The organism is Streptomyces niger (assembly GCF_000718305.1).
GTDB lineage: Bacteria > Actinomycetota > Actinomycetes > Streptomycetales > Streptomycetaceae > Streptomyces > Streptomyces niger.
This window is the reverse complement of the sequence record NZ_JOFQ01000006.1, coordinates 212,055-232,030: the sequence shown is the minus strand read 5'-3', so window position 1 is coordinate 232,030 and position 19,976 is coordinate 212,055. Positions and strand designations below refer to the sequence as shown.

Sequence of the window (19,976 nt, the reverse complement as noted above, 5' to 3'; positions counted from 1 at the left end):
CGTTCTCCATCTGCACGGCATAGCCATCGCTGATGACGAACGGCCGGGGTATCAGCCCCGGCCGTCCCGTGGATACGGCAGCAGTTCGCCGGCGTCTCACGCCCCGCCGGCAAGGCGGGCCGGCTCCACCGCGGAGGGCCTTCCGCCGGGCGCCCAGGTGGCGAGCGCGTCCGCGGCCAGGAGGGTCTCGACGGCGAGGTGGGCCCCGCCCGCGACGCCCGCGGTCTCGCCCGCGGCCGAGGCCCGGATGGTCAGGTCCGCCGAGGCCAGAGGCAGGGCCCGGCTGCGTACCGTGTGGTCGACGACGCGCAGGAAGGTGTCATCCCCGCCGGTGACCGCGCCTCCGCCGAAGACCAGGCAGTCGGGGTTGTAGAAGTTCACGAGCGCGGCCATCAGGCTGCCGATGCGCTCGGCGGCCCGCGCCACGGCGGTCAGGCACCAGGCGTCCCCCGCGACGACGCCGCGGCCGATGTCGGCCGGAGTGATCTCTCCGGTGGCGCGGTGGGCGTCGGCCAGGAAGCGGCTGCGCCCCTCGTGCACGGCGCTCACCGCGTCCCGGGCCAGTGCCCAGCCACCCGCGAGCGCCTCCAGGCAGCCGGTACGTCCGCACCGGCACATCACGGAGTTGTCCTCCAGGACGCGGGCGTGCCCGATGTCGCCCGCGGCGCCCTTGCTGCCGCGGTGGATGCGGCCCCGGCTGACGACGCCCGCGCCGATGCCGGTGCCGGCCTTCACGAAGATCAGATGCTGGTCGTCGTCCAGGCCGGTGCTCCTGGCCTCGCCGAGGGCGAGGAGGTTGGCGTCGTTGTCGACCCAGACCGGTACGCCGTGGCGGTCCTGGAGCCGGCCGCGGATGTCGAAGCCGTCCCAGCCGGGCATGATCGGCGGCTGTGAGGGCCGGCCCGTGGCGAACTCCACGGGGCCGGGCACGCCGATCGTAACGGCCCACAGCCGCCCCGGGTCACGCTCCTTGAGCAGGTCGGCGAATTGGTCGTCGAGGAAGCCGAGGGTCTCCTCGGGCCCGCGGGCGACCGGCCATTCCAGGTGGCGGTGTGCCAGCACTCGGGCGTCGAGGTCCGTGACGGCCACGTCGAGTGCGGTGGCACCGAGGACCGCGGACAGCACGAGCCCCTCCTCGGCCCGGAAGCGCAGCCGCCTGGGTGCCCGGCCGCCGCTCGACGGGCCGACGTCGGCGTCCTCCAGCAGCCCGAGATCCATGGCCTCCTCCACCCGCTGGGAGATGACGGTCCGCCCCAGGAGGGCGGTCGTGCCGAGCTCGGGACGGGTGCGCGCCCGGTTCCCGCGCACCAGGCGCACGACGGTGGAGAGGGCTTCGTACTGGTCGATGGCGGTGGGCGGTCGGCGTGGCATGCGGCCATCATTCCGCACTTCCGCCGTGGCGGCGCACACCCTTGACAACTTTTGCATACGACGTGCAATAGTGCCCGGCGTCGCGTCGTTTCAAAGAGAAGCCGGAGGCTGCCATGACGCAGCGGATTCAGGCCGCGATCGTGGGCACGGGGTTCATGGGATCCGTGCACGCCCGCGCCGTGACGGCGGCGAGAGGCCGCGTACGCCTGGTCGTCGGCAGCTCGCCAGGACGCGCCCAGGAGCTGGCCGAGGCCGTGCCCGGCGCCGAACCCGCCGGATTCGAGGAGGTGCTCGCCTCCGACGTGGACGTCGTCCACCTCTGCACACCCAACCACCTGCACTACGACATGGCCCGGCAGGCGCTGGAGGCCGGCAAGCATGTGGTCTGCGAGAAACCCTTGGCCGTCTCCGTGAAGGAGGCGGCCGACCTGGCCGACCTCGCGGCGCGCACGGGCCGCGTGGCCACGGTGCCGTTCGTCTACCGCTTCTATGCCTCGGTACGGCTGGCGCGGTCGCTGATCGGCGCCGGCACCCGCGGGCCGTGGCTGCTGCACGGCTCCTATCTGCAGGACTGGCTCGCCTCGCCCGACGCCGACAACTGGCGGGTGGATGCCGCCCGGGGCGGCGGAAGCCGGGCCTTCGGAGACATCGGCATCCACTGGTGCGACCTCATGGAGTTCGTCACGGGGCAGCGCATCACGGCGGTGCAGGCCGTGCTCGGCAACGCCCACCCCGTGCGCGCGGGACGTCCGTCGGCCACCGAGGACGGCGGCGTGATCTCCTTCCGGACCGACGACGGGGCGCTGGGCTCCCTGGTGATCAGCCAGGCCAGCGCCGGACGCAAGAACCGGCTGTGGTTCTCCTTCGACGGTCCGGACGCCAGTTACGTCTTCGACCAGGAGAAGCCCGAAAGCCTCTGGGTCGGCGGCCCGCACGCCAACCGCACGCTGACCCGCGACCCCGCTCGCGCCGGCGGCCGGCCCGACGCGCTGCCCGCCGGACATCCCCAGGGCTACCACGAGTGCTTCGCCGACTTCGTCGCCGACACCTACGCCGCCGTCCGGGGCCAGATCCCGGACGGCCTGCCCACCTTCGACGCCGGGCTGCGCGCCGCCCGGCTGACCCAGGCCGTACTCGACTCGGCCGCCGCCGATGCCACCTGGACGGAGATCCCCGCGTGAAGCTCGGCATGCTCACCGCCTGCCTGCCCACCTGGCCGTTGGAGCTCGTCGCCGACCGGGCCGCCAAGACCGGCTACGAGCGTCTGGAGGTCGCCGTCTGGCCCGGCACCGGCGGCCGCGACTTCGAAGCGTCACACATCGACGTCGCGCACTTCGATGCGGAGGAACGCGAGCGCGTACGGCGGCTGCTGCGCGAGACCGGGCTGGAGATCTCGGCTCTGGCGTACTACGAGAACAACCTCCACCCCGACCTCGTACGGCGCGAAGAGATCCGCGCCCACCTCACGTACGCAATCGACGCGGCACAGGCGCTCGGCGTGCCGTACGTGGGTACCTTCATCGGCCGGGACCCGGCCCGCAGCGTGCCCGAGAACCAGCGCGAGGCCGAACGCGTCCTGCCCGAACTCGTCGCCTATGCCGGCGAGCGCGACGTGAAGCTGATCATCGAGAACTGCGTGATGGAGGGCTGGCACCCCGACGGCTACCCGGGCAACATCGCCTACTCTCCTGAGCTGTGGGAGTGGATGTTCTCCCTCGGCCTGTACCTCAACTGGGACCCGTCGCACCTGATGTGGCTGGGCATCGACCCACTGGCCACCATCACGCCGTACGCCGACCGGATCGTCCACGCCCAGGCCAAGGACATCGAACTGGACCCGGTCGCCCGCAACCGGTACGGGTTCTTCGGCACCACCGCCAAACACGCCGATCCGTGGGCCACCGGCTGGTGGCGCTACCGGGTCCCCGGCCGCGGCCAGGTCGACTGGACCTGTGTCGTCGACCGGCTGTACGAGGCCGGATTCACCGGCACCCTCTCCGTCGAGCACGAGGACCCGCTGTGGGGCGGCACCCCGGAGAAGGTCTGCCAGGGCCTGACCATCGCCCACCACACCCTCCGCCCTCTCGTAGTGGCCTGACCTCTCACCCCGGAGCCCTCCATGTCCCTCCCCTCGGCAACCGCCTACGACCTCGTCGTCATCGGCAGCGGCCCCACCGGCAGCACCTATGTCCGCGAGGTGTACGAACAGCACCCCACCGCGCGCATCCTGCTGCTCGACGCCGGCCCGCGCCTGACCGATCCGCCCGGCACCCACGTCAAGAACATCCCCGACCCAGGCGAACGAGCCCGCGCCCAGCGGGACTCCGAGGGCCCCGGCCCGGCGGGCCGCCCCGGCACCCGGCTGCTCGGCTCGCCCGAACTGCCCGCCGCCGCCCTCTCCACCAACGTCGGCGGCATGGGCGCGCACTGGACCGGCGCCTGCCCCCGCCCCGGCGACGGCGAACGCATCGGCTTCATCCCCGACGCCGAGATGGACGCCCACCTCACCCGCGCCGAGCAGCTCCTGCACGTCGACGCCCACGCCTTCGACCACGCCCCCTTCGCCGACGAGGTACGCCGCCGGCTCTCCGCGCTCCTCGACCCCGCCCGACCCGCGCACCGGCGCGTGGGCCCCATGCCCCTGGCCGTCACCACCCGTTCCGACGGCGCCCACGTGTGGACCGGCACCGATGTCGTACTGGGCGGGGCGGTGGCGAATGAGCGCGTCGAGATCGCCGACCGGTGCCTGGGCCTGCGCATCGTCATGGACGGGGACACCGCCACCGGGGTCGTCGTGCGCGACGTGGTCACCGATGAGGAGACGACCGTCGCCGCGCGGGCGGTCGTCGTGGCCGCGGACGCCCTGCGCACGCCGCAGCTGCTGCACGCCTCCGGCATCCGCCCGCCCGCGCTGGGCCGCTACCTCAACGACCAGCCGCAGATCGTCTACGCGGTCCGGCTGCCCGATGACGTCGTCGCCGCCCACCGCGCCGTGACCGGCCGCACCCGCGACGAGGACGGCGCCATCGTCCCCCAGAGCGGCGTCAGCTGGGTGCCGTACACCGACGCGCACCCCTTCCACGGCCAGGTGATGCAACTCGATGCCTCCCCCGTCCCGCTCGCCGGCGACCTCGACGTCGAGCCCGGTACCGTCGTCGGATTGGGCTGGTTCTGCGCCAAGGACATCGACCCCGACGACCGCATCGAGTTCACCGACACCGAGGCCGACGCCTACGGGCTGCCCGCCATGCGCATCCGCTACCGCTACAGCGACCGCGACCTGGCCACCATCGAACAGGCCAAGAAGGCCGTCGCCGAAGCGGGAGCCGCCGTCGGCATCCCCCTCGACGACAGCCCCCTCCTGCTGCCCGCGGGCAGCTCACTGCACTACCAGGGCACCACGCGCATGGGCCCCGCCGACGACGGCACCAGCGTCTGCGACAGTCACAGCCGCGTCTGGAACACCCGCGGAGTGTGGATCGCCGGCAACAACGTCATCCCGACCGCCACCGCCTGCAACCCCACCCTGACGTCCGTCGCCCTCGCCGTCCGGGGCGCCCACGCACTCCTGGACCATCTGGCCTCCATGGCCGAGCGGAGCACGCCGACCGATCACGCGGGCATCGGCACCGCCTGAACCGTACCGTCCTCCACCGAAAACGATAAATGGCGGCGACCGCCGTGCGGCCCAGGTGCGCCCTGGCGCCTCTCGGTCGCCCGCTCATTGCAGGTATCGAAACTTTCGCGCAGCAAAGATGGAAACTTTTGCGGGCAGAGCATTGACCGGGCACCGTCAAGCGCCCCATCATTCCTACGTCCGGAGGCCCGGCTGTTGTTCGATATATCGGCCGTGCATCGGACGAGACCAGTCCGAGCTGTACAGGCGGCCGAATCCGCCCGCTCCACCGCATGCGCTCCACCCCCCATTTCCTGATCCGGTGAGGCTCCCCCGACTCCGCGGCCACGGTCCTCGTGCGGCCGGGCGCACCAGATGTCGTGAGGCGGGTCCACCGGTCGAGTCGCCAGGAGTTGCCCATGCTCTTACCGCATCGTCTCCGCCCCCGTCCCCACCCCCGTCGCCGCCACGCCTATGTGGCCCTGCTCATCGCCCTGCTCACGGCGTTCTTCGCCGTGCCCGCCGAGGGAGCGACGCCGGCGGGCGCCCCGCAGCAGGGCCTGCCGGGCAGCTTTCGATGGTCTTCCACGGGGCCGCTGATCTCACCGCAGCCGGACGGCAGCAACTCCGTCGCCGTCAAGGACCCGTCGGTGGTTCAGGACAAGAACGGCAGATGGCACGTCTTCATGACCACCGCCGCGCGCGGCTCCGGTGACTGGAGCCTGGCCCACACCAGCTTCTCCGACTGGTCCCAGGCCGCCGGTGCGAAGCAGACCCACCTGGAGACCGCCTCCCGCATCGGCCCCGGCTACCGCGCCGCCCCGCACGCCTTCTACTTCGCCCCCAAGGACGAGTGGTACCTCGTCTACCAGACCGGGCTGCCGTCGTACTCCACCACCAAGAACATCAACGACCCGACCAGCTGGTCGGCGCCGAAGAACTTGATGAACAGCATGCCCGATGTCGTCCGGCAGAACATCGGCAACGGCAACTGGCTCGACTTCTACGTGATCTGCGACGACGCGAAGTGCTACCTGTTCTCCGCGGACGACAACGGCCACGTGTACCGGTCCGAGACCACCGTCGCCAACTTCCCCAACGGCTTCGGAAACACCCGGATCGTGCTCCAGGACTCCCGTACCGCCCTGTTCGAAGGGGGCGCGGTCTACCGCGTCAAGGGCACCGACACCTACCTGCTGATGTGGGAGGCCATCGGTTCCGACGGCAACCGCTACTACCGCTCCTACACCGCCAAGGGCCTGACCGGCACGTGGCAGCCCCTCGCCGCCACCGAAGCCAACCCCTTCGCCCGCTCCACCAATGTCACCTTCCCGGGCGGCGCCTGGACGAAGGACATCAGCCATGGCGAGCTGATCCGCGCCACCAACGATCAGACCATGACCGTCGATCCGTGCCGCCTCCAGCTCCTTTACCAGGGCCGGGACCCCAACTCCAGTGGCGAGTACTCGCAGTTGCCCTACCGGCTCGGCCTGGCCACGCAAACCGGCTCCGCCTGCTGAGACCCCCTCACCTCCCCCCCCACGAGGAGTCACGCATGTCGTTGAGACGACGCACCTTTCTCGGCCTGTCCGCGGCCGCGACAGTCGGCCTGAGCACCCCCCTGCTCGGCTCCGGGCTGCACCGTGCCTTCGGCGCCGAACGGGCGGCGCCCGCCCGGGAGTTCGCCGTCGGAGTGCGCCAGTTCCACTGGAGCCGAGGTGCCCGCTCACTGTTCACCAAGGTCTTCTACCCCACTCCCGGCACTCCCGGCGGCGCCCCTGTTCCCGACGCACCTCTCGCCGACGGTGTGTTCCCCGTCGCCGAGTGGAGCCATGGCATGGGCGGCAACTCCGACTCGTACGCCTCGCAGACCCATGCGATAGCCTCCGCCGGCTTCATCTGCCCCGCTCCCTCGTTCTCCGACAACACCAACCTCGGTTCCGTCTACGGAGGCGAATGGTCGAAGGACGTCTCCGAGGTCATCACCCGGACCCTGGCGCTCAACGACGCCCCGGGCGGCCCCTTCGCCGGACGCATCGACACCGCGGCCGGCGTCGGCGTCTCCGGGCACTCCATGGGCGGCATGACCACCCACGGCCTGGTGACCGCCTGGCCCGACGACCGCATCGTCGCCGCCGTCCCGGTCGCCTGTGTGGACATGGGCGACCTCGCCGCCTCGGTCCGTGCAGGCGTGCTGTTCATCCACGGCGACAAGGACCCGACTTGCGACTACGCCCTGGCCCGACGGGCGTACGCAGAACTGCGTGCACCCAAAGCGTTCCTCACGCACGTCGGCGCGGACCACGCCGCGTACCTGAACCCGGGGTTCCCCACCTTCGACCGGACCCAGAACACCCTCGTGGACTGGTTCCGCTGGCGCCTGTACGACGACACCGCCGCCCGCGACCGGCTCGCCGCCGATGCCACCGGCGACGGAACCCGCTGGGAATCCGCTCTGGCCTGACGGCCGACGGCCGTACGAGTCCAGGCCCTGCACCGCCACCCCCCATAAGAGAGGCACACCAATGCCCGACAGACCCTCCAGAAGCCGCACCCCGCGACGCGCCTCGCGACACACTTCGCGACGCGCCCGGCCGGCGCTCACCGCCGCGGCGACCGGCGCCCTGACGGCAGCGGCCGTCCTGGCGTTCTCGCCCACCGCCCAGGCCGCCGACACCCTCGGCGGCGCGGCCGCCCAGCACGGCCGGTACTTCGGCGCCGCGGTCGCCCCGCACCTCGGTGAGACCGACTACGAGTCCACCCTCAACCGGGAGTTCTCCAGCGTGGTCGCCGAGAACGCGATGAAATGGGACGCCACCGAGCCCAGCCGGGGGCAGTTCAACTTCAGCGGAGGCGACCAGCTCGTCGCCTATGCCCAGCAGCACGGCAAGTTCGTCCGCGGCCACGCCCTGGTCTGGCACGCCCAGCAGCCCGGCTGGGTACAAGGGCTGACCGGCGACAATCTGCGCCAGGCGATGCGGAACCACATAGCGGGGGTCGCCGGCCACTACAAGGGCAAGATCGACTCCTGGGACGTGGTCAACGAGGCGTTCGAATGGGACGGCAGCCGCCGTCAGTCCAACCTCCAGCAGCAGCTCGGCAACGGCTGGATCGAGGACGCCTTCCGCGCCGCGAAAGCAGCTGACCCCAAGGCCAAGCTCTGCTACAACGACTACGGCACCGACGGCATCAACGCCAAGAGCGACGCCATCTACCGGATGGTCAAGGACTTCCGCGCCCGTGGCGTACCGCTCGACTGCGTCGGCTTCCAGAGCCACCTCTCCTCGAACTCCGACCTCAGCACCTACCGGCAGAACCTCCAACGCTTCGCCGACCTCGGCGTGCACGTGCAGATCACCGAACTCGACGTCGGGGGGTCCGGCGCGGCACAGGCCAATGTGTACCGGCAGGTCACCCAGGCATGCGTGGCCGTCGCCCGGTGCAACGGCATCACCGTCTGGGGCGTCACCGACAAGTACTCCTGGCGCTCCCAGGAAACCCCGCTGCCCTTCAACAGCAACTACCAGAAGAAGGAGGCGTACGGTGCGGTCCTCGCGGCGCTGAACAGCGCCGCGAGCTGAACCCGGCGGAGGCCCGGCGGCCGTCCTGCCGGGTCTCCGCACCTCCATGCGTGCACAACGCCGGACGGAGCGGAGGCTCTGGTCCGGCACGTGTGCGCGGCCAACCCCTTGACCTACAGGTTTGAGGGAATTTTCTTGATCCACTCTGTCGGCAGGGACTTCTCACCCTCAGGACTCCTCAGGGACTTCCGGCTGACGACGGCCCACCAGCCAGGCGTCCATGGCGGCGAGGCCACGCCGACCCGCGCCGGGCAGGGTGGCCGATTGTGGGTCGGCTACAGACGCGGCGGGAATCTGTGAGAAACGGGAGGACGCGGCGCGCGAGATCAGCCTCCACCAGCGCCTCCAACGCCTCACCACGTAGGACGCGCTCTTGACCTGTTGCTGGCTGTACAAGAGAGCGCGAAAGTGAATTCGCGCACAATGTGCACTGTGTGAGCCTCGGGCAATACGGCGTGCGCCCCTCAGAACCCGAAGCCGTCCGCGACGCGTCGGCCGTCACCACGGTCACCCGGTCACCGCCCGCCGTCAGCGAGGTGGCCCGGTGGAGGCACACAGCGGGCCTACTGTGGATCTCATGAGCCGTTGGAATGAGCTGACCGGGGAGACGTCCGGTAATGAGTACGCCGCGCGGTTCGCGGCGTTGGCCCGCAGTGGGAAGGACGTGCACGGTGAGGCGCGGTTCTGCGCGGCTCTCGTGCCTGCCGGAGCGCGGGTGCTGGACGCCGGGTGCGGTACCGGGCGGGTCATGATCCGGCTGGCGGAGCTCGGGTACGACTGTGTCGGAGTGGACCGCGACGCGTCGATGCTGGCAGTGGCGCGGGAGCAGGCGCCGGGCCTGCCCTGGTACCAGGTCGATCTGACCGAGTTCGAGCCGGACCTGCTCGGCAGCGCGGCCGGCTTCGACCTCGTCGTCGCTGCGGGCAACATCTTCCCGTTGCTCGCGGAAAGCACCGAGGCCACGGTGGTCGAGCGTCTGGCCGCGGCCCTGCGACCGGGCGGCCTCATGGTCGCAGGCTTCGGCTTGGACGCCGCCCACCTGCCTGTGCCGCCCAGTATCACGCTGTCGGAGTACGACGATTACTGCGCCGCGGCCGGCCTCGCCCTCGTTGACCGCTTCGCCACCTGGGACGCTGATCCGTACGAGGGCGGCGGCTATGCCGTCAGCGTCCACCGCAGGTGAGGAGCGCTCAGCGTCCGCACCCCTGAGCGGCTGTGCGGCTGCCAGGGCGGCGGCGGGTGCCGCGTGGTGGCTGCTGCGACCGCCGGTTCGCGACCTGTCTCGGCCGCCGTCGCGCTGTCGGTCCGGCAGCTCTTTCGCACCGCGCAGCAGGGCGCGAGTCCGGACGGCGAGCCCCGCGCAGATCGCCTCGTCGGTCTCGTGATGGCCGGCGGACCCCTTCCCGACCAGCACGCCGGATCGCCTCGTGCGCCTCATGCCGGTTCGGGACGCCGGGGTGACCCGCGTCGGGTCACCCCGTGGCGCGTCGCAGCGGACGTACGCTTCAGGCTGCTGCCTGTCCGGGAGGCGGCGGGGCGTCGAAGACGGCGGCGGAGATGTTGCCGCCGAAGCCGATGCCGAGCTGCAGCGTGATTCCGCTGTCGCGTTCGATGGCGTCCCGTGCGAGCCGGGGGTGCCCGTCCGAGACCGGTTTCGGTACCGGGAGTCGGCCCTCCCGGTACGAGGCGGCCATCACCACGGTGTCCATCAGCGGTGCGGCGCCCATCGTGTGGCCGAGCAGCGGTTTGAGGCCGTAGCCCGCCGCTTGGCCGAGGTGGTCCAGTACTGCCGTGTCGGCCTGGTTGCACTCTTCGGTACCGGTGCCGTGAGCGCTGTAGTACTCCACCTCGGACCGCACGGTACCGGCGGCGGCGAGCGCGTCGTCGACGACGCGCAGCATCTGGACGTGGTCGGGCTTGATCGCCACCGGATGGTAGGCGTCATTGCCGAGCGTCGACGACAGCAGCCTGGCGTACGGACGGGCCGTGGCCGAACGGCTGAGCACCACAGCGGCTGCCGCTTCGCCCAGTACGAAGCCGCGGGAGCCCGACTGGAAGGGCCGGCACACCGCTTCCGGGGGAGCGTCGTGAATGAGCGGGCCGAGCGAGGCGAACAGCGTCATTTCCTCGCCGTCGAACCCGATGTCGGCCGCGGTGACCACCACATCGGTCGCATCGCCGCAGTCCAGCAGCCGCTGTGCCACGGCCAGCGCATGCAGCCCGGACGAACAGGCCGCGCTGACCACCAGGGAAGGGCCGGAGAACTGGTGCCGGATCATGGCCATGCCCGGCGGAGTGGTCCACGCCTGTTCCACGTATGAACGCCGCGGGCTGACGGATCCGGGGTCCAGATAACGGGTCCGCATGAGTTCGAGGTCGGCGCGGGTCGTCGCGTGCACGATCGCCACGCGCTCGCCGGGTTCCCAGCCCGCGTCCCGCGCGTCCTGCAGCGCCTCGTCAACAGCGGCGGCGTAGGCCTGTGCGTACCGTGACGTGCCGCTGTTCTCGCGCGCTGGTCCCTCGCCCTCCGGGACCCGGGCGAACCAGCAGCCCTCCGGGAACCGGCCACCCAGCTCGTGCCACTGCTGGGCGGCGGGACGGCCACTGGACAGGCCGTCCCACATGGTGTCGATTCCCCAGCCGTAGCCGGTCACCGCACCGATGCCGACGATCGGTATACCTGTTTTGAACATGTCGCACCTCGTTGAACGGTTTAGGGTGGGCCTCAAGCTGATGACTTCTGTTGTCGAGCCGGGTGCGGCCGGGGCGTCGTCGGCCCGTCGGAACCCATGAACTCCGGGTCTGGGCTGGGTCTACGCGGTCTCCGGTACCGGGCCGGTCTCCGGTACCGAGGCGGTGTCCGGTACCGAGCCGGTCTCCAGGACCCGGCCGGTCTCCAGGACCGCTTCGAGGACGCTGACCGCCGAGTCGGTGGGAATCACCTTCCGGAGGCGGAGCCCGGCCCGGGCCAGCAGGTCCTCGTACTCCTGCGCAGTGCGTTCACGGCCGGTGGTGAGCGTGACCATCGCGAGGTCCAGCATCTTGCCGGGGTGCGGCTCGTCGCCGGCGGGCAGCACCATTTCCACCACGAGCAATCGGTTGTGCGGGGACATCGCCGCCGCACAGGAGCGGAGGATGCGCACGCAGGCGTCCTCGTCGCAGTTGTGCAGGATGTGCGACAGCAGGTACGCGTCGGACCCGGGCGGCACCGTGTCGAAGAAACTCCCACTCTCGGTGACGCAGCGATCCGCCATTCCGGACGCCCGGATGTACTCACGGGCGTGCTCCGCACCCTCGGGCAGGTCGAACAGCACTCCGGACAAGTGGGGGTGTTCCCGGAGCACGGCCAGCAGCAGGGTTCCGACACCGCCGCCGATGTCCGTGAGGTGCCGGGCCCAGGAGAAGTCGTACGCGCGGGCCACGGCCGCCGGCTCATCACCGTGCACGGCAATCATCATGCGGTCGAACGCGGCGCCCCGGTCAGGGCGTTGCCGCAGATAGTCGAACCAGGGCAGGCCGAGGGCGAGCTCCGTCCCCGTCCGCTCGGTGGTCAGCCGCTGGGGGAGGACGGTCAGCGCGTCCCAGATGGGGCCCTGCAGGGTGAGCACCATGTCACGGGTGCCGCTGGGATGACCGGTGCACAGCGTCTCGCCGACAGGGGTCAGCGCGTAGGCCTGCTCGTTCCTGTCCCCCTTCTCCTTCCCGTCCCCGGACTCGGGGCTGGGAACGGTGCGCAGTACGTCGGTGCTCGCCACCGCCCGCAGGACCTGGTGCAGCGAGTCGGCGCGTACGCCGGTCTTGTCCGCCAGGGTGCGGCAGGACTGCGGCCGGTCGCTGAGCAGGTCGGGGATGCCGAGCGAGGTGACGACATAGAGAGCGCGGGCCATGAAGACGTTGAACATCATGTCCTGAATACCGCGTGGTGCCGTTTCGGCTGCGGGCACGACTGTCTCCCTGCTGTAGTGGGGCGGACTGCTGGAGGCGGGCCGAATTCCCGCCGTGACCGGTCGCCCTTCGGGCGCGTCAGGGCGTGTCAGGGCGTGTCAGGGCGTGTCAGGGACAAGGGGGTGTCCGGGACAGGGTGTGTCAGGGGCAGGGGGTGTCAGGGCGTGTGAGGGCGCGTCAGATGAAGTCGGTGATGTTCTCCACACCGAGCACCGCGCGCCCGAACACCTCCTTGTTGACCACCGGGCTGGCGAACGCGTGCCGGCCGGCCGTCTGGATGTCGCGGACGATGCCGCCGAGCGGGCTCGCCTCGGCGAAGGCCGAAGCGCCGTGCGCGGAGACCAACAGGTCGACCGCCTCGCAGCACTGGGCCACCACATGCCCGAAGTGCAGGCGGACCCGGGCGCGGAAGACGGCATCGGGGTACGTCCCGGCGACGGCGTATGCATCGATGGCGTCGGCCGCGCTGTGTGCCAGCGCGGTGGCCGCGTCCACCCGCGCCGTCGCCTCGGCGACAGCCAACTGGAACGCCGTGGAGTCGCTGCGCCTGCCGTACGCCGTGAACGAAATGCCGCGGGTCGACGCGTCCTCGGAGACGAGTTCCAGCGCGGCGCGAGCCATCCCGATGTAGGGGCCCATCATGTGGGTCACCAGGGTCGGCAGGAACGCCGACCGGTACCGGGGGCTGTGGGACGCGCCTCCCTGGAATGTGGCATCGCCGCGTACGGCCGGCATCACGGACAGCACACGGTGATCGGGTACGAGAAGGCCCTCGCCGGAGAGGGTGTTGCTGCCGGTGCCGCGCATACCCGTGGTGAACCAGGTGTCCTCGACGTGGAGTTCGTCCATGGGGACCAGCGCGAAACCAAGGTCCCCTTGAGCCGCGGCCGTACTGCCCAGGTGCTCTGCCGCCGCTTCAGCGGGGAGGGGGAAGCCGAGCATCGCCCACTGGGCGTGTGCGCTGCCCGAAGCGGGGCTCCACCGGCCGCTGACCGTCCATCCCCCGGCGACGCGACGCGCCGTCGCGCTGGGGGCGAAGACCGAACACACGTGTGTGTCCGGCCCGGTCGCGTACACCTCCGCCTGGCCGGCCTCGGGAAACAGCCCGGCCAGCCAGTCACCGCAGCCGAGGATCCAGTGCACCCATCCCGCGGAAGGATCCCCCTTCGTCACCTCGATGGTGGTGTCCACCATGGTGCGCAGGTCGCATTCCCATCCGCCGAACCGCTTCGGCACCCACATCCGGGACAGCCCGGCTCCGGCGAGCCCGGCCATCACCTGGTCGGTCAGCCGGCGTTGTTCGTCGCCCGTGACGCGATGCCGCGCCAGCAGTTCGCGGAGTTCCGTGGCACGGCGCACGAACTCCGGCTCCGACGTCATCGGTGCATTCGACACGGCCTCGGCGGAAATCATTGCTGTCTCCACAGTGCTCACCGTTTCCCCTCTTCGCCACGGAATTTCCCGCGCAGCGAATACAGGGCCTCCGCGCGGCACCGGACATGGAAATCGACCACCCTGCCGAACAGCCCGGGGAGGGCCGCTGATGCAGTGGCTTCCCCGGACCGACCGGCACGACGACATGCCGTCAAACGGACGGCACGACAGGAAATCAGCCGCCGAGTGCGCCCACGGAAGCTCCCACGACGGGGGAGAGGACGTCGTCGGCCATCTGCCCGTGGATCTTGAGGTTGCCGGCCGGATCGGTGAGCATGCTGGTCACCTCCCACGTGGGGTCGCTCAGGTGGTACATCTCCAGGTGGTGCCACAGGGCGCCCGCCGACTCACCGACCGGGCTCGTGAGACCGCCGGTCGGCGTCTTGTCGTGCGCCGAAGCGGTGCCTGCCCCCGCGAAGCCGGCGATCACGCCGGCGGCCACCACAGTCCCCGCGGCCCGCACCAGCCGCCGTCGGGTGTACGAAGGGCGGCCGGTCCGTATCCTGCCGGAAGAAGCAAACATGAACTCTCTCTTTCTGTGAGCGGGTTTCTGTGAGCGGGTTCTGCGTTCGCCCTCTGGGGCTTGTTGAAGAGTTCACCAGTTCGCCGACGGCCCGGAGTTTCTCGGCAGTTGCCTGCCGATGAAAGCTGAATCACCACGCCAATTCCGCAATACTGAGCCGCAGTTGACGTGAACGGCATCGCAACGACATGGCGCGGAAACGGCGTTGATGCCCGCTAAGAGGGTGGCGGCGAAGAACAAGAAATCCGATGCCCGTATTCACGTCCCTCGTTGGGAGGTGCCGTGATGTGGGCGCAGACAACGGTTTCAAGTGGTTTCGCCGGCATTCGTCCCGTGACGGCACGCAGAGATCAGTAGCCAGGCCCCGTCCGACACAAGGAGCTCCGCTCATGCCTCTCACTCCAGCCACTCTCGACGCATCGGCCACCAGCGCCGAGCCCACGGCCACCAGTGCCCGTACTCCCGCAGCATCCGCGCACGCGTACGACACCGGGCTCCTGCTGCTCCGAGTCGTGCTCGGACTGACCATCGCGGCGCACGGCTCGCAGAAGTTGTTCGGCTGGTTCGGCGGTCTCGGCCTCGACGGCATCGGCGCGGCCTTCACCGGCATGGGATATCCGGCGGGCAGGACGATGGCCGCCGTCGCCGGAACCACCGAGATGCTCGGGGGACTCGGTCTGGTGCTCGGCTTGATCACCCCGCTCGCGGGAGCCGCCGTCTTCGGCACGATGGTCAATGCCGTCGTCGTGGACGCGAGCGGCGGTTTCTTCCTGCCCAAGGGCGTGGAGTACGCGTTCCTGCTGGCCGCCGGCGCCGCGGCCCTGGCCCTGACCGGTCCCGGCCGGTACGCCGTCGACCGGATGCTCCCGGGGCTGCGCGCGCACCGCCTCGCACACGGGGCGGCAGCCCTCCTGATCGGCGCCGTACTGGCGGCCGCGACGCTTCTGACGCGCCACTGAGCAGGCGGGGCCGAACAGTCGCGGGGGCAGCGGGACTGCTGGCTGTCACCGCTTGTGCGGCCCGGCCGGACACGATGCGCCGGCCGGGTCCTGAGTCGGACAAGGATCCGGTGGCCGCCCGCCCAGCGGTTTCGGAGTGGCTGTTTCTGCAAGCGGGCCCGCCGCTCCTGCAAGCGGGCCCGCCGCTCCTGCAATCGGGTCCGCCGCTCCTGCAAGCGGGCCCGCCGCGGGGGCCGAGGTTCCCCGCGCCCGCGGGTGAACAGTGGCCGGCAACTGTTCCCGCGGCCGCGCCCGCGTCCGGACCGACCACCTGAACGGCGCACACCACCCACTGACAACTGAGCTGTTCGTTCCAGTCGGCGAACCGCCTTTCACAGTCCCGGGCAGCGGCGGATGCGATGGGCGAGGTGGGTGCGGAGGCCGTCGATCGGTGCGTGGAGCGCTGAGTGGGCATAGTGGGAGGCGTCCCGCCCGGCCTGGAGGGGGACGGTCGGCGGGGCGTCCGGCGTCTGCACGATCAGCTCCTTGAGGCCGAAGCGGGCGTCGTCGGTGACCAGGCAGGCCCCTCGCCCCTGCGCGGCGAGCGCCTGGGCGAAGGCCGCTGAGCCGGACTCGGTGACAGCGGCGGGGGTGAGTCCCGCCCGGCTCACCGCCTCGTCGACGACCAGCCATGCCACGTTCGAGCGGGACATCAGGACCAGTGGCTCGGTGACCAGTTCATCCAGGGTGATCGTTGTGCGGCCGCTCCATGGGTGTTCGGCGGGGACCCGGCCGCTGCCGTCACCGACTCGGCCGGTCGGCATGGATGGCAGCCATGGGCGCAACGTCTTCCTCGCGCCAGCGACGCAGGACCAAACGGGGAGTCTCAGGCGTGACCACCCCATCAGTCCGGATCACAAATGAGCTCTCCATCATCCTCAAAACACCGACGGCCGTGGGCGGTCCAAGATCTCCTGTAAGGGCGACGCGGGGGATCGCTCGAACGCCCGAGGCAAGTCGCAGCATCTCCGTCCGGTGGCCTCTGACCAGCGCTTTTGTTGGTCAGGTCCACTGTGCCGGGTAGAACTCAAGTTGCGGGTGTGACCATCTCTGACCGTCTCCGGGCGGACCAATGCTCACCCAACGCTGACTTTCCTGACGAGGCATCAGGTTCAGTAGAGGCTCTGCGCCGGCCTCTTGGAGCAGTTCAGACGCAGTACCGATACCGCGGCGGCCGAGATGACGGATCATGTTGGAGTGCCTCGTCCTGAAAAAAGGGGACGCCTCGCCGCGATGAGGCGCTCTGGATGAGGCAGCAGCGCCGTTGTAACGGCGCGGGGCGGTTGAGCTGTTGCCCCGCGCCGCTCTTCGCGCGAACACGCTGTCTTTTTGCCGCGCTATGGAGAACGCGGCCTGAGGTCGGAGCGAACCACGGTGTCTTCACCCGGACGCTCAGACAGGATCCGATGGGTTGCGGCCACTGGGCGCGTTGTCCGGGTGCGGGAAACTGTCGGCTTGATGGCCGTGAAGCCGGTAGACCACCTCGTCTGGACAGCTCAGCACGCGGGCCTGGCGCCAGGCGGCATCGTAGGACAGCCGTGTCCGACTGTGTCGCAGGATGCGCCAGGCGCGGATGCTGGTCAATGGGGCGAGCACGGTTCGCCCTGCCGTCACTCGATGTCGCAGTCCGGCACTCGGACTGCGTTCAGGTTGACCGGTCTGCGGCCGTCGGAGGCTGCGCTGCGAGGGTCAGCGTTCTTCGCCCTGAGCGACCTCGACGTCGTGGTGGAAGGCGAGGACACCGGTCGCCGCTGTGCCGGCGGAGACCGCGGTGCAGGCGAGGAGCAGCAGGCAGATCCAGGACGCTGTGCGGGGCGCGCGGGGGGCTGTCATCAGGGCGGCGACGCGCTGGGGGACCGGCCCGGCGGCGGCCGCGGGGGTGAAGGCCGGCCGTTCGGCGAGGGTGTGCCGGGCGGCGAGTGCGGCCCTGCCGATCGCTCGTGCGGCCAGTTTCCGGTCGCCGACGACGCGGGCCGCTGACTCGTCGGCCGCGCGTTCCGTCGCCAGCCGGATCGCCTCGCGCGTCGTACGCAGCCCCGGATGGCAGTGTGCCGCGAGGTCGGCGGCGGCCAGGAAGTAGTGGTGGCCGCCGTGGTTGTGGGCGCGCTCGTGGGCGAAGAGTGCCTCGCGCTCGGCGGCGGAGAGGCTGCGGAGCATCGCCGTGGTGACGACGATGCGGTGTGGGCGGCCGGGCAGCGCGTACGCGTCGGGGCGTGGCGAATCGACGATGCAGAGGTCACCGGCGGTGGGGTGTGCCCCGGCCTCGGCCTGTGCGGTGCGGAAGGCCCGGGACTGGCGCACTGCCCAGCGGACCAGGGCCCATGTGCTGACCGCGAGCGCACCGGCGGACAGCGCGGCGGCCGGGACGGCGAAGAGGTCGGACGCGGTGTGCAGGGGGTGGACGAGTTCGCCGAGTACCGCGAAAACGGGCAGCTTGAGCAGGCCGGTCAGGGCGAAGGCGCCGAGAGCGGCCAGGGAGCAGCCGGCCAGCGTGACCGCCGCGCAGGTCAGCGCCCACAATGCCGTGGCCGGCGCGAGGCGGTCCAGTACGCGCCGGGACAACGGCCGGAGGGCGAAGGGGAGCAGCAGCGGAACGATCAGCAGGACGGTCATCACTCATCGGCCTCCAGCAGTCGGCGCAGGAGCTGCTCGTCGTCGGAGCTGAGCTGCGCGACGAAGCGGGCGAGGACGGTCTCCCGGTCGGTGTCGCGGGCGAGCTCGGTGTGCATGCGCCGGGCGGTCAGGCCGGGGCCGTCCTGGACCGGGTGGTAGGCGTACCCGCGACCCTGCCGCTCGCGGCGGACGATGCCCTTCTCGTGCAGCCGGGAGAGGATCGTCGTCACCGTCGTACGGGCCAACCCGGAATCCAGTTCCGCCTGCACCTGCCCCGGGGTGAGCGGGGTGCCTATGGCCCAGAGTGTGGCCATCACGGCGGCTTCGAGCTCACCCGCCGGCCGGCGTTCGTCCTTCGCGTCGGTCATGGAAATGTCCCTCACCCTGCTATCGTCTACAGTCCAGTAGACCGTCTACATCATTGTAGTCACTCGTCGGGTGCCGTCCTTCGCATCCGATCGTCCAGCATCCGATCGTTCAGCATCCGATCGTCCAGAAGGGGAAGGGCGCCGACGATGACCACAGCGTCACGCTTGTCGTCACAGCTCGCTGTCAACCTACTCGACGCACAGTCCCTGCTGACCGCCTTCGGCACGGCCGGCGTCGGCGTCGTGCTGTTCGCCGAGACCGGACTGCTGATCGGCTTCTTCCTGCCCGGGGATTCCCTGCTCTTCACGGCGGGTCTGCTGAGCAGCGGCGCCGCGGTCCAGGGCATGCACCTGTCGCTCGCGCCGTTGCTCGCCGTCGCCGCGGTGGGTGCTCTCGCCGGCTCGCAGTGCGGCTACCTGCTGGGCCGCAAGGCGGGCGGCACTCTGCTGGCCCGCAGCCGCTCGCCCCGGCTGCACGAAGGGGCACGCCGGGCGGAGGAACTGCTGGCGCGGTACGGATACGCGAAGGCGATCCTGCTGGCGCGGTTCGTACCGGTGGTACGTACGGTGCTCAACCCCATGGCGGGCGCACTGGGCGTACCGGCGCGGACCTTCACCCTGTGGCAGACGGTCGGCGGCCTCATCTGGACCTTCGGCCTCACCCTGGCCGGGTACGCCCTCGGCTCCTCCGTGCCCGACGTCGACCGGTACCTCCTCCCCGTCATCGCGGTGATCGTCGCGGTCTCGCTGCTCCCGCTCGCTGCCGAGGTGTACCGCTCCCGCCGCTCTCGCTCTCGTCAGCGGGCGCAGGCCGAGGAGGCGCGCGGATGATCCTCGCGTTCGACGGCTCGCGGATCGACGGCCCGGCCTATACCGGCGTCGTGTCGCTCGCGCACCGCTCACCCGGCTGGCTGGACGAGACGGTTGTCACCTGGTCGACGTACGGCCTGGCATTGGTCGCGCTGCTCATGGCCGTGGGCTGGTGGCGCGCTCGGCACCGGAGCGCGACGGCGGCACTGACGGGGCTGACCGCGCCGGTGATCGTGGCCGTGGCGTACGGGGCGAACTCCGTCCTGAAGTTCGCGGTGCGAGAGGACCGGCCCTGCCACAGTCTGCACGTGAGCACACTGGAGGCGTGCCCGGCACCCGGCGACTGGTCGTTCCCGAGCAATCACGCCGCCATCGCCGCCGCGGCCGCCGTGATCCTGTTCTTCGTCTCCCGCCGCCTCGGCGCCGTCGCCGTGGTGGCCGCCTGCGCGATGACCGCCTCCCGCGTCTGGGTCGGCGCGCACTATCCGCACGATGTCCTGGCAGGGGCCGTGGTCGGCGGACTCGTCGCGCTGTGCGCGGGGCTGTTCCTGAGGCGCGAGGTGCCGGGTGCCCTCGCCGGGCACCTCGCGGCCACCCGCCTGCGCCCCTTGCTGCTGGCGTCATGAACCATGCCGCGGACGCCGGACCGTGTCGGACGAAGGTCGCCACCCCGGCAGCCGGTGCCGGCGCCGTGGTGGCGTTCTGCGTACTGGCCAT

Annotated in this window: 18 protein-coding genes; 10 read left to right on the top strand and 8 right to left on the bottom strand. The window is 70.6% G+C overall.

All coding sequences use genetic code 11. The features are described 5' to 3' along the window. Positions 1 to 96 precede the first annotated feature (96 nt). Positions 97 to 1,371, bottom strand: coding sequence for an ROK family protein (locus IF20_RS13600; RefSeq protein ID WP_052865388.1), 1,275 nt, complete (start codon positions 1,369 to 1,371; stop codon positions 97 to 99). A 113-nt stretch (positions 1,372 to 1,484) separates the two neighbouring features. Here IF20_RS13600 and IF20_RS13595 point away from each other — a divergent pair, with 113 nt between their 5' ends. From IF20_RS13595 to IF20_RS13565, 7 genes are all read left to right on the top strand, one after another. Next, complete coding sequence (locus IF20_RS13595) at positions 1,485 to 2,552, top strand: Gfo/Idh/MocA family protein (protein WP_052865387.1); 1,068 nt, start codon at positions 1,485 to 1,487, stop codon at positions 2,550 to 2,552. Further along, positions 2,549 to 3,469 (top strand): sugar phosphate isomerase/epimerase family protein, encoded by a 921-nt coding sequence (locus IF20_RS13590; RefSeq protein WP_052865386.1) that lies wholly within the window; start codon positions 2,549 to 2,551, stop codon positions 3,467 to 3,469. Before IF20_RS13595 ends, IF20_RS13590 begins: the two co-directional genes overlap by 4 nt. Positions 3,470 to 3,490: 21 nt before the next feature. Next, on the top strand, positions 3,491 to 5,008 hold the full coding sequence (locus tag IF20_RS13585) for a GMC oxidoreductase (RefSeq protein WP_052865385.1): 1,518 nt from the start codon (positions 3,491 to 3,493) through the stop codon (positions 5,006 to 5,008). Positions 5,009 to 5,406: 398 nt separating this feature from the next. Next, the gene (locus tag IF20_RS13580) at positions 5,407 to 6,507 is read left to right on the top strand and encodes a non-reducing end alpha-L-arabinofuranosidase family hydrolase (protein ID WP_110944135.1); all 1,101 of its coding nucleotides are present in this window, start codon (positions 5,407 to 5,409) and stop codon (positions 6,505 to 6,507) included. A gap of 35 nt (positions 6,508 to 6,542) precedes the next feature. Continuing rightward, positions 6,543 to 7,451 (top strand): alpha/beta hydrolase family protein, encoded by a 909-nt coding sequence (locus IF20_RS13575; protein ID WP_110944134.1) that lies wholly within the window; start codon positions 6,543 to 6,545, stop codon positions 7,449 to 7,451. A gap of 61 nt (positions 7,452 to 7,512) precedes the next feature. After that, positions 7,513 to 8,568 (top strand): endo-1,4-beta-xylanase, encoded by a 1,056-nt coding sequence (locus tag IF20_RS13570; RefSeq protein ID WP_052865384.1) that lies wholly within the window; start codon positions 7,513 to 7,515, stop codon positions 8,566 to 8,568. Between the two features lie 577 nt (positions 8,569 to 9,145). Then, positions 9,146 to 9,751 (top strand): class I SAM-dependent methyltransferase, encoded by a 606-nt coding sequence (locus IF20_RS13565; RefSeq protein ID WP_052865527.1) that lies wholly within the window; start codon positions 9,146 to 9,148, stop codon positions 9,749 to 9,751. A 322-nt stretch (positions 9,752 to 10,073) separates the two neighbouring features. Here the strand turns inward: IF20_RS13565 and IF20_RS13560 are convergent, their stop codons facing one another. The 4 genes from IF20_RS13560 to IF20_RS13545 form a co-directional block, all read right to left on the bottom strand. Continuing rightward, positions 10,074 to 11,261 carry a beta-ketoacyl synthase N-terminal-like domain-containing protein gene (locus IF20_RS13560; RefSeq protein ID WP_052865383.1) on the bottom strand — a complete coding sequence of 396 codons (1,188 nt, stop codon included), beginning with the start codon at positions 11,259 to 11,261 and terminating at the stop codon, positions 10,074 to 10,076. A 120-nt stretch (positions 11,262 to 11,381) separates the two neighbouring features. Next, positions 11,382 to 12,512 (bottom strand): methyltransferase, encoded by a 1,131-nt coding sequence (locus IF20_RS13555; protein ID WP_199896588.1) that lies wholly within the window; start codon positions 12,510 to 12,512, stop codon positions 11,382 to 11,384. Between the two features lie 178 nt (positions 12,513 to 12,690). Then, a complete protein-coding gene (locus IF20_RS13550) occupies positions 12,691 to 13,893 on the bottom strand; it encodes an acyl-CoA dehydrogenase family protein (protein ID WP_052865526.1) in 1,203 nt (400 codons plus the stop codon). 229 nt (positions 13,894 to 14,122) lie between these two features. Next, positions 14,123 to 14,470 carry a hypothetical protein gene (locus IF20_RS13545; protein ID WP_199896587.1) on the bottom strand — a complete coding sequence of 116 codons (348 nt, stop codon included), beginning with the start codon at positions 14,468 to 14,470 and terminating at the stop codon, positions 14,123 to 14,125. Positions 14,471 to 14,859: 389 nt separating this feature from the next. On the opposite strand from IF20_RS13545, the gene IF20_RS13540 reads away from it, so the two are divergent. Beyond that, the gene (locus IF20_RS13540) at positions 14,860 to 15,429 is read left to right on the top strand and encodes a DoxX family protein (protein WP_052865380.1); all 570 of its coding nucleotides are present in this window, start codon (positions 14,860 to 14,862) and stop codon (positions 15,427 to 15,429) included. 371 nt (positions 15,430 to 15,800) lie between these two features. Here IF20_RS13540 and IF20_RS13535 read toward each other — a convergent pair whose 3' ends face one another. The 3 genes from IF20_RS13535 to IF20_RS13525 all read right to left on the bottom strand — a co-directional run bounded on the left by IF20_RS13535 (position 15,801) and on the right by IF20_RS13525 (position 18,449). Next, positions 15,801 to 16,232, bottom strand: a complete 432-nt coding sequence (locus tag IF20_RS13535; protein ID WP_199896586.1) for a LysR family transcriptional regulator substrate-binding protein — start codon at positions 16,230 to 16,232, stop codon at positions 15,801 to 15,803. A gap of 925 nt (positions 16,233 to 17,157) precedes the next feature. Further along, the gene (locus tag IF20_RS13530) at positions 17,158 to 18,081 is read right to left on the bottom strand and encodes a M56 family metallopeptidase (protein WP_052865379.1); all 924 of its coding nucleotides are present in this window, start codon (positions 18,079 to 18,081) and stop codon (positions 17,158 to 17,160) included. Continuing rightward, the gene (locus IF20_RS13525; protein WP_052865378.1) at positions 18,081 to 18,449 is read right to left on the bottom strand and encodes a BlaI/MecI/CopY family transcriptional regulator; all 369 of its coding nucleotides are present in this window, start codon (positions 18,447 to 18,449) and stop codon (positions 18,081 to 18,083) included. Before IF20_RS13525 ends, IF20_RS13530 begins: the two co-directional genes overlap by 1 nt. 147 nt (positions 18,450 to 18,596) lie before the next feature. Between IF20_RS13525 and IF20_RS13520 the strand changes: the two genes are divergently transcribed. Together IF20_RS13520 and IF20_RS13515 are read left to right on the top strand one after the other, a co-directional pair. Then, entirely contained in the window at positions 18,597 to 19,280 is a 684-nt protein-coding gene (locus tag IF20_RS13520; RefSeq protein ID WP_052865377.1) for a DedA family protein, read from the top strand. Beyond that, the gene (locus IF20_RS13515) at positions 19,277 to 19,885 is read left to right on the top strand and encodes a phosphatase PAP2 family protein (protein ID WP_052865376.1); all 609 of its coding nucleotides are present in this window, start codon (positions 19,277 to 19,279) and stop codon (positions 19,883 to 19,885) included. Before IF20_RS13520 ends, IF20_RS13515 begins: the two co-directional genes overlap by 4 nt. The last annotated feature ends 91 nt before the right edge of the window (positions 19,886 to 19,976 follow it).

Coding starts and splice junctions, on each gene's coding strand:
- IF20_RS13585 (WP_052865385.1), top strand. CDS start 3,491: ATGTCCCTCCCCTCGGCAACCGCCTACGACCTCGTCGTCATCGGCAGC.
- IF20_RS13515 (WP_052865376.1), top strand. CDS start 19,277: ATGATCCTCGCGTTCGACGGCTCGCGGATCGACGGCCCGGCCTATACC.
- IF20_RS13580 (WP_110944135.1), top strand. CDS start 5,407: ATGCTCTTACCGCATCGTCTCCGCCCCCGTCCCCACCCCCGTCGCCGC.
- IF20_RS13595 (WP_052865387.1), top strand. CDS start 1,485: ATGACGCAGCGGATTCAGGCCGCGATCGTGGGCACGGGGTTCATGGGA.
- IF20_RS13535 (WP_199896586.1), bottom strand. CDS start 16,232: ATGCCGACCGGCCGAGTCGGTGACGGCAGCGGCCGGGTCCCCGCCGAA.
- IF20_RS13525 (WP_052865378.1), bottom strand. CDS start 18,449: ATGACCGACGCGAAGGACGAACGCCGGCCGGCGGGTGAGCTCGAAGCC.
- IF20_RS13560 (WP_052865383.1), bottom strand. CDS start 11,261: ATGTTCAAAACAGGTATACCGATCGTCGGCATCGGTGCGGTGACCGGC.
- IF20_RS13520 (WP_052865377.1), top strand. CDS start 18,597: ATGACCACAGCGTCACGCTTGTCGTCACAGCTCGCTGTCAACCTACTC.
- IF20_RS13575 (WP_110944134.1), top strand. CDS start 6,543: ATGTCGTTGAGACGACGCACCTTTCTCGGCCTGTCCGCGGCCGCGACA.
- IF20_RS13570 (WP_052865384.1), top strand. CDS start 7,513: ATGCCCGACAGACCCTCCAGAAGCCGCACCCCGCGACGCGCCTCGCGA.
- IF20_RS13530 (WP_052865379.1), bottom strand. CDS start 18,081: ATGACCGTCCTGCTGATCGTTCCGCTGCTGCTCCCCTTCGCCCTCCGG.
- IF20_RS13600 (WP_052865388.1), bottom strand. CDS start 1,371: ATGCCACGCCGACCGCCCACCGCCATCGACCAGTACGAAGCCCTCTCC.
- IF20_RS13550 (WP_052865526.1), bottom strand. CDS start 13,893: ATGACGTCGGAGCCGGAGTTCGTGCGCCGTGCCACGGAACTCCGCGAA.
- IF20_RS13545 (WP_199896587.1), bottom strand. CDS start 14,470: ATGTTTGCTTCTTCCGGCAGGATACGGACCGGCCGCCCTTCGTACACC.
- IF20_RS13540 (WP_052865380.1), top strand. CDS start 14,860: ATGCCTCTCACTCCAGCCACTCTCGACGCATCGGCCACCAGCGCCGAG.
- IF20_RS13565 (WP_052865527.1), top strand. CDS start 9,146: ATGAGCCGTTGGAATGAGCTGACCGGGGAGACGTCCGGTAATGAGTAC.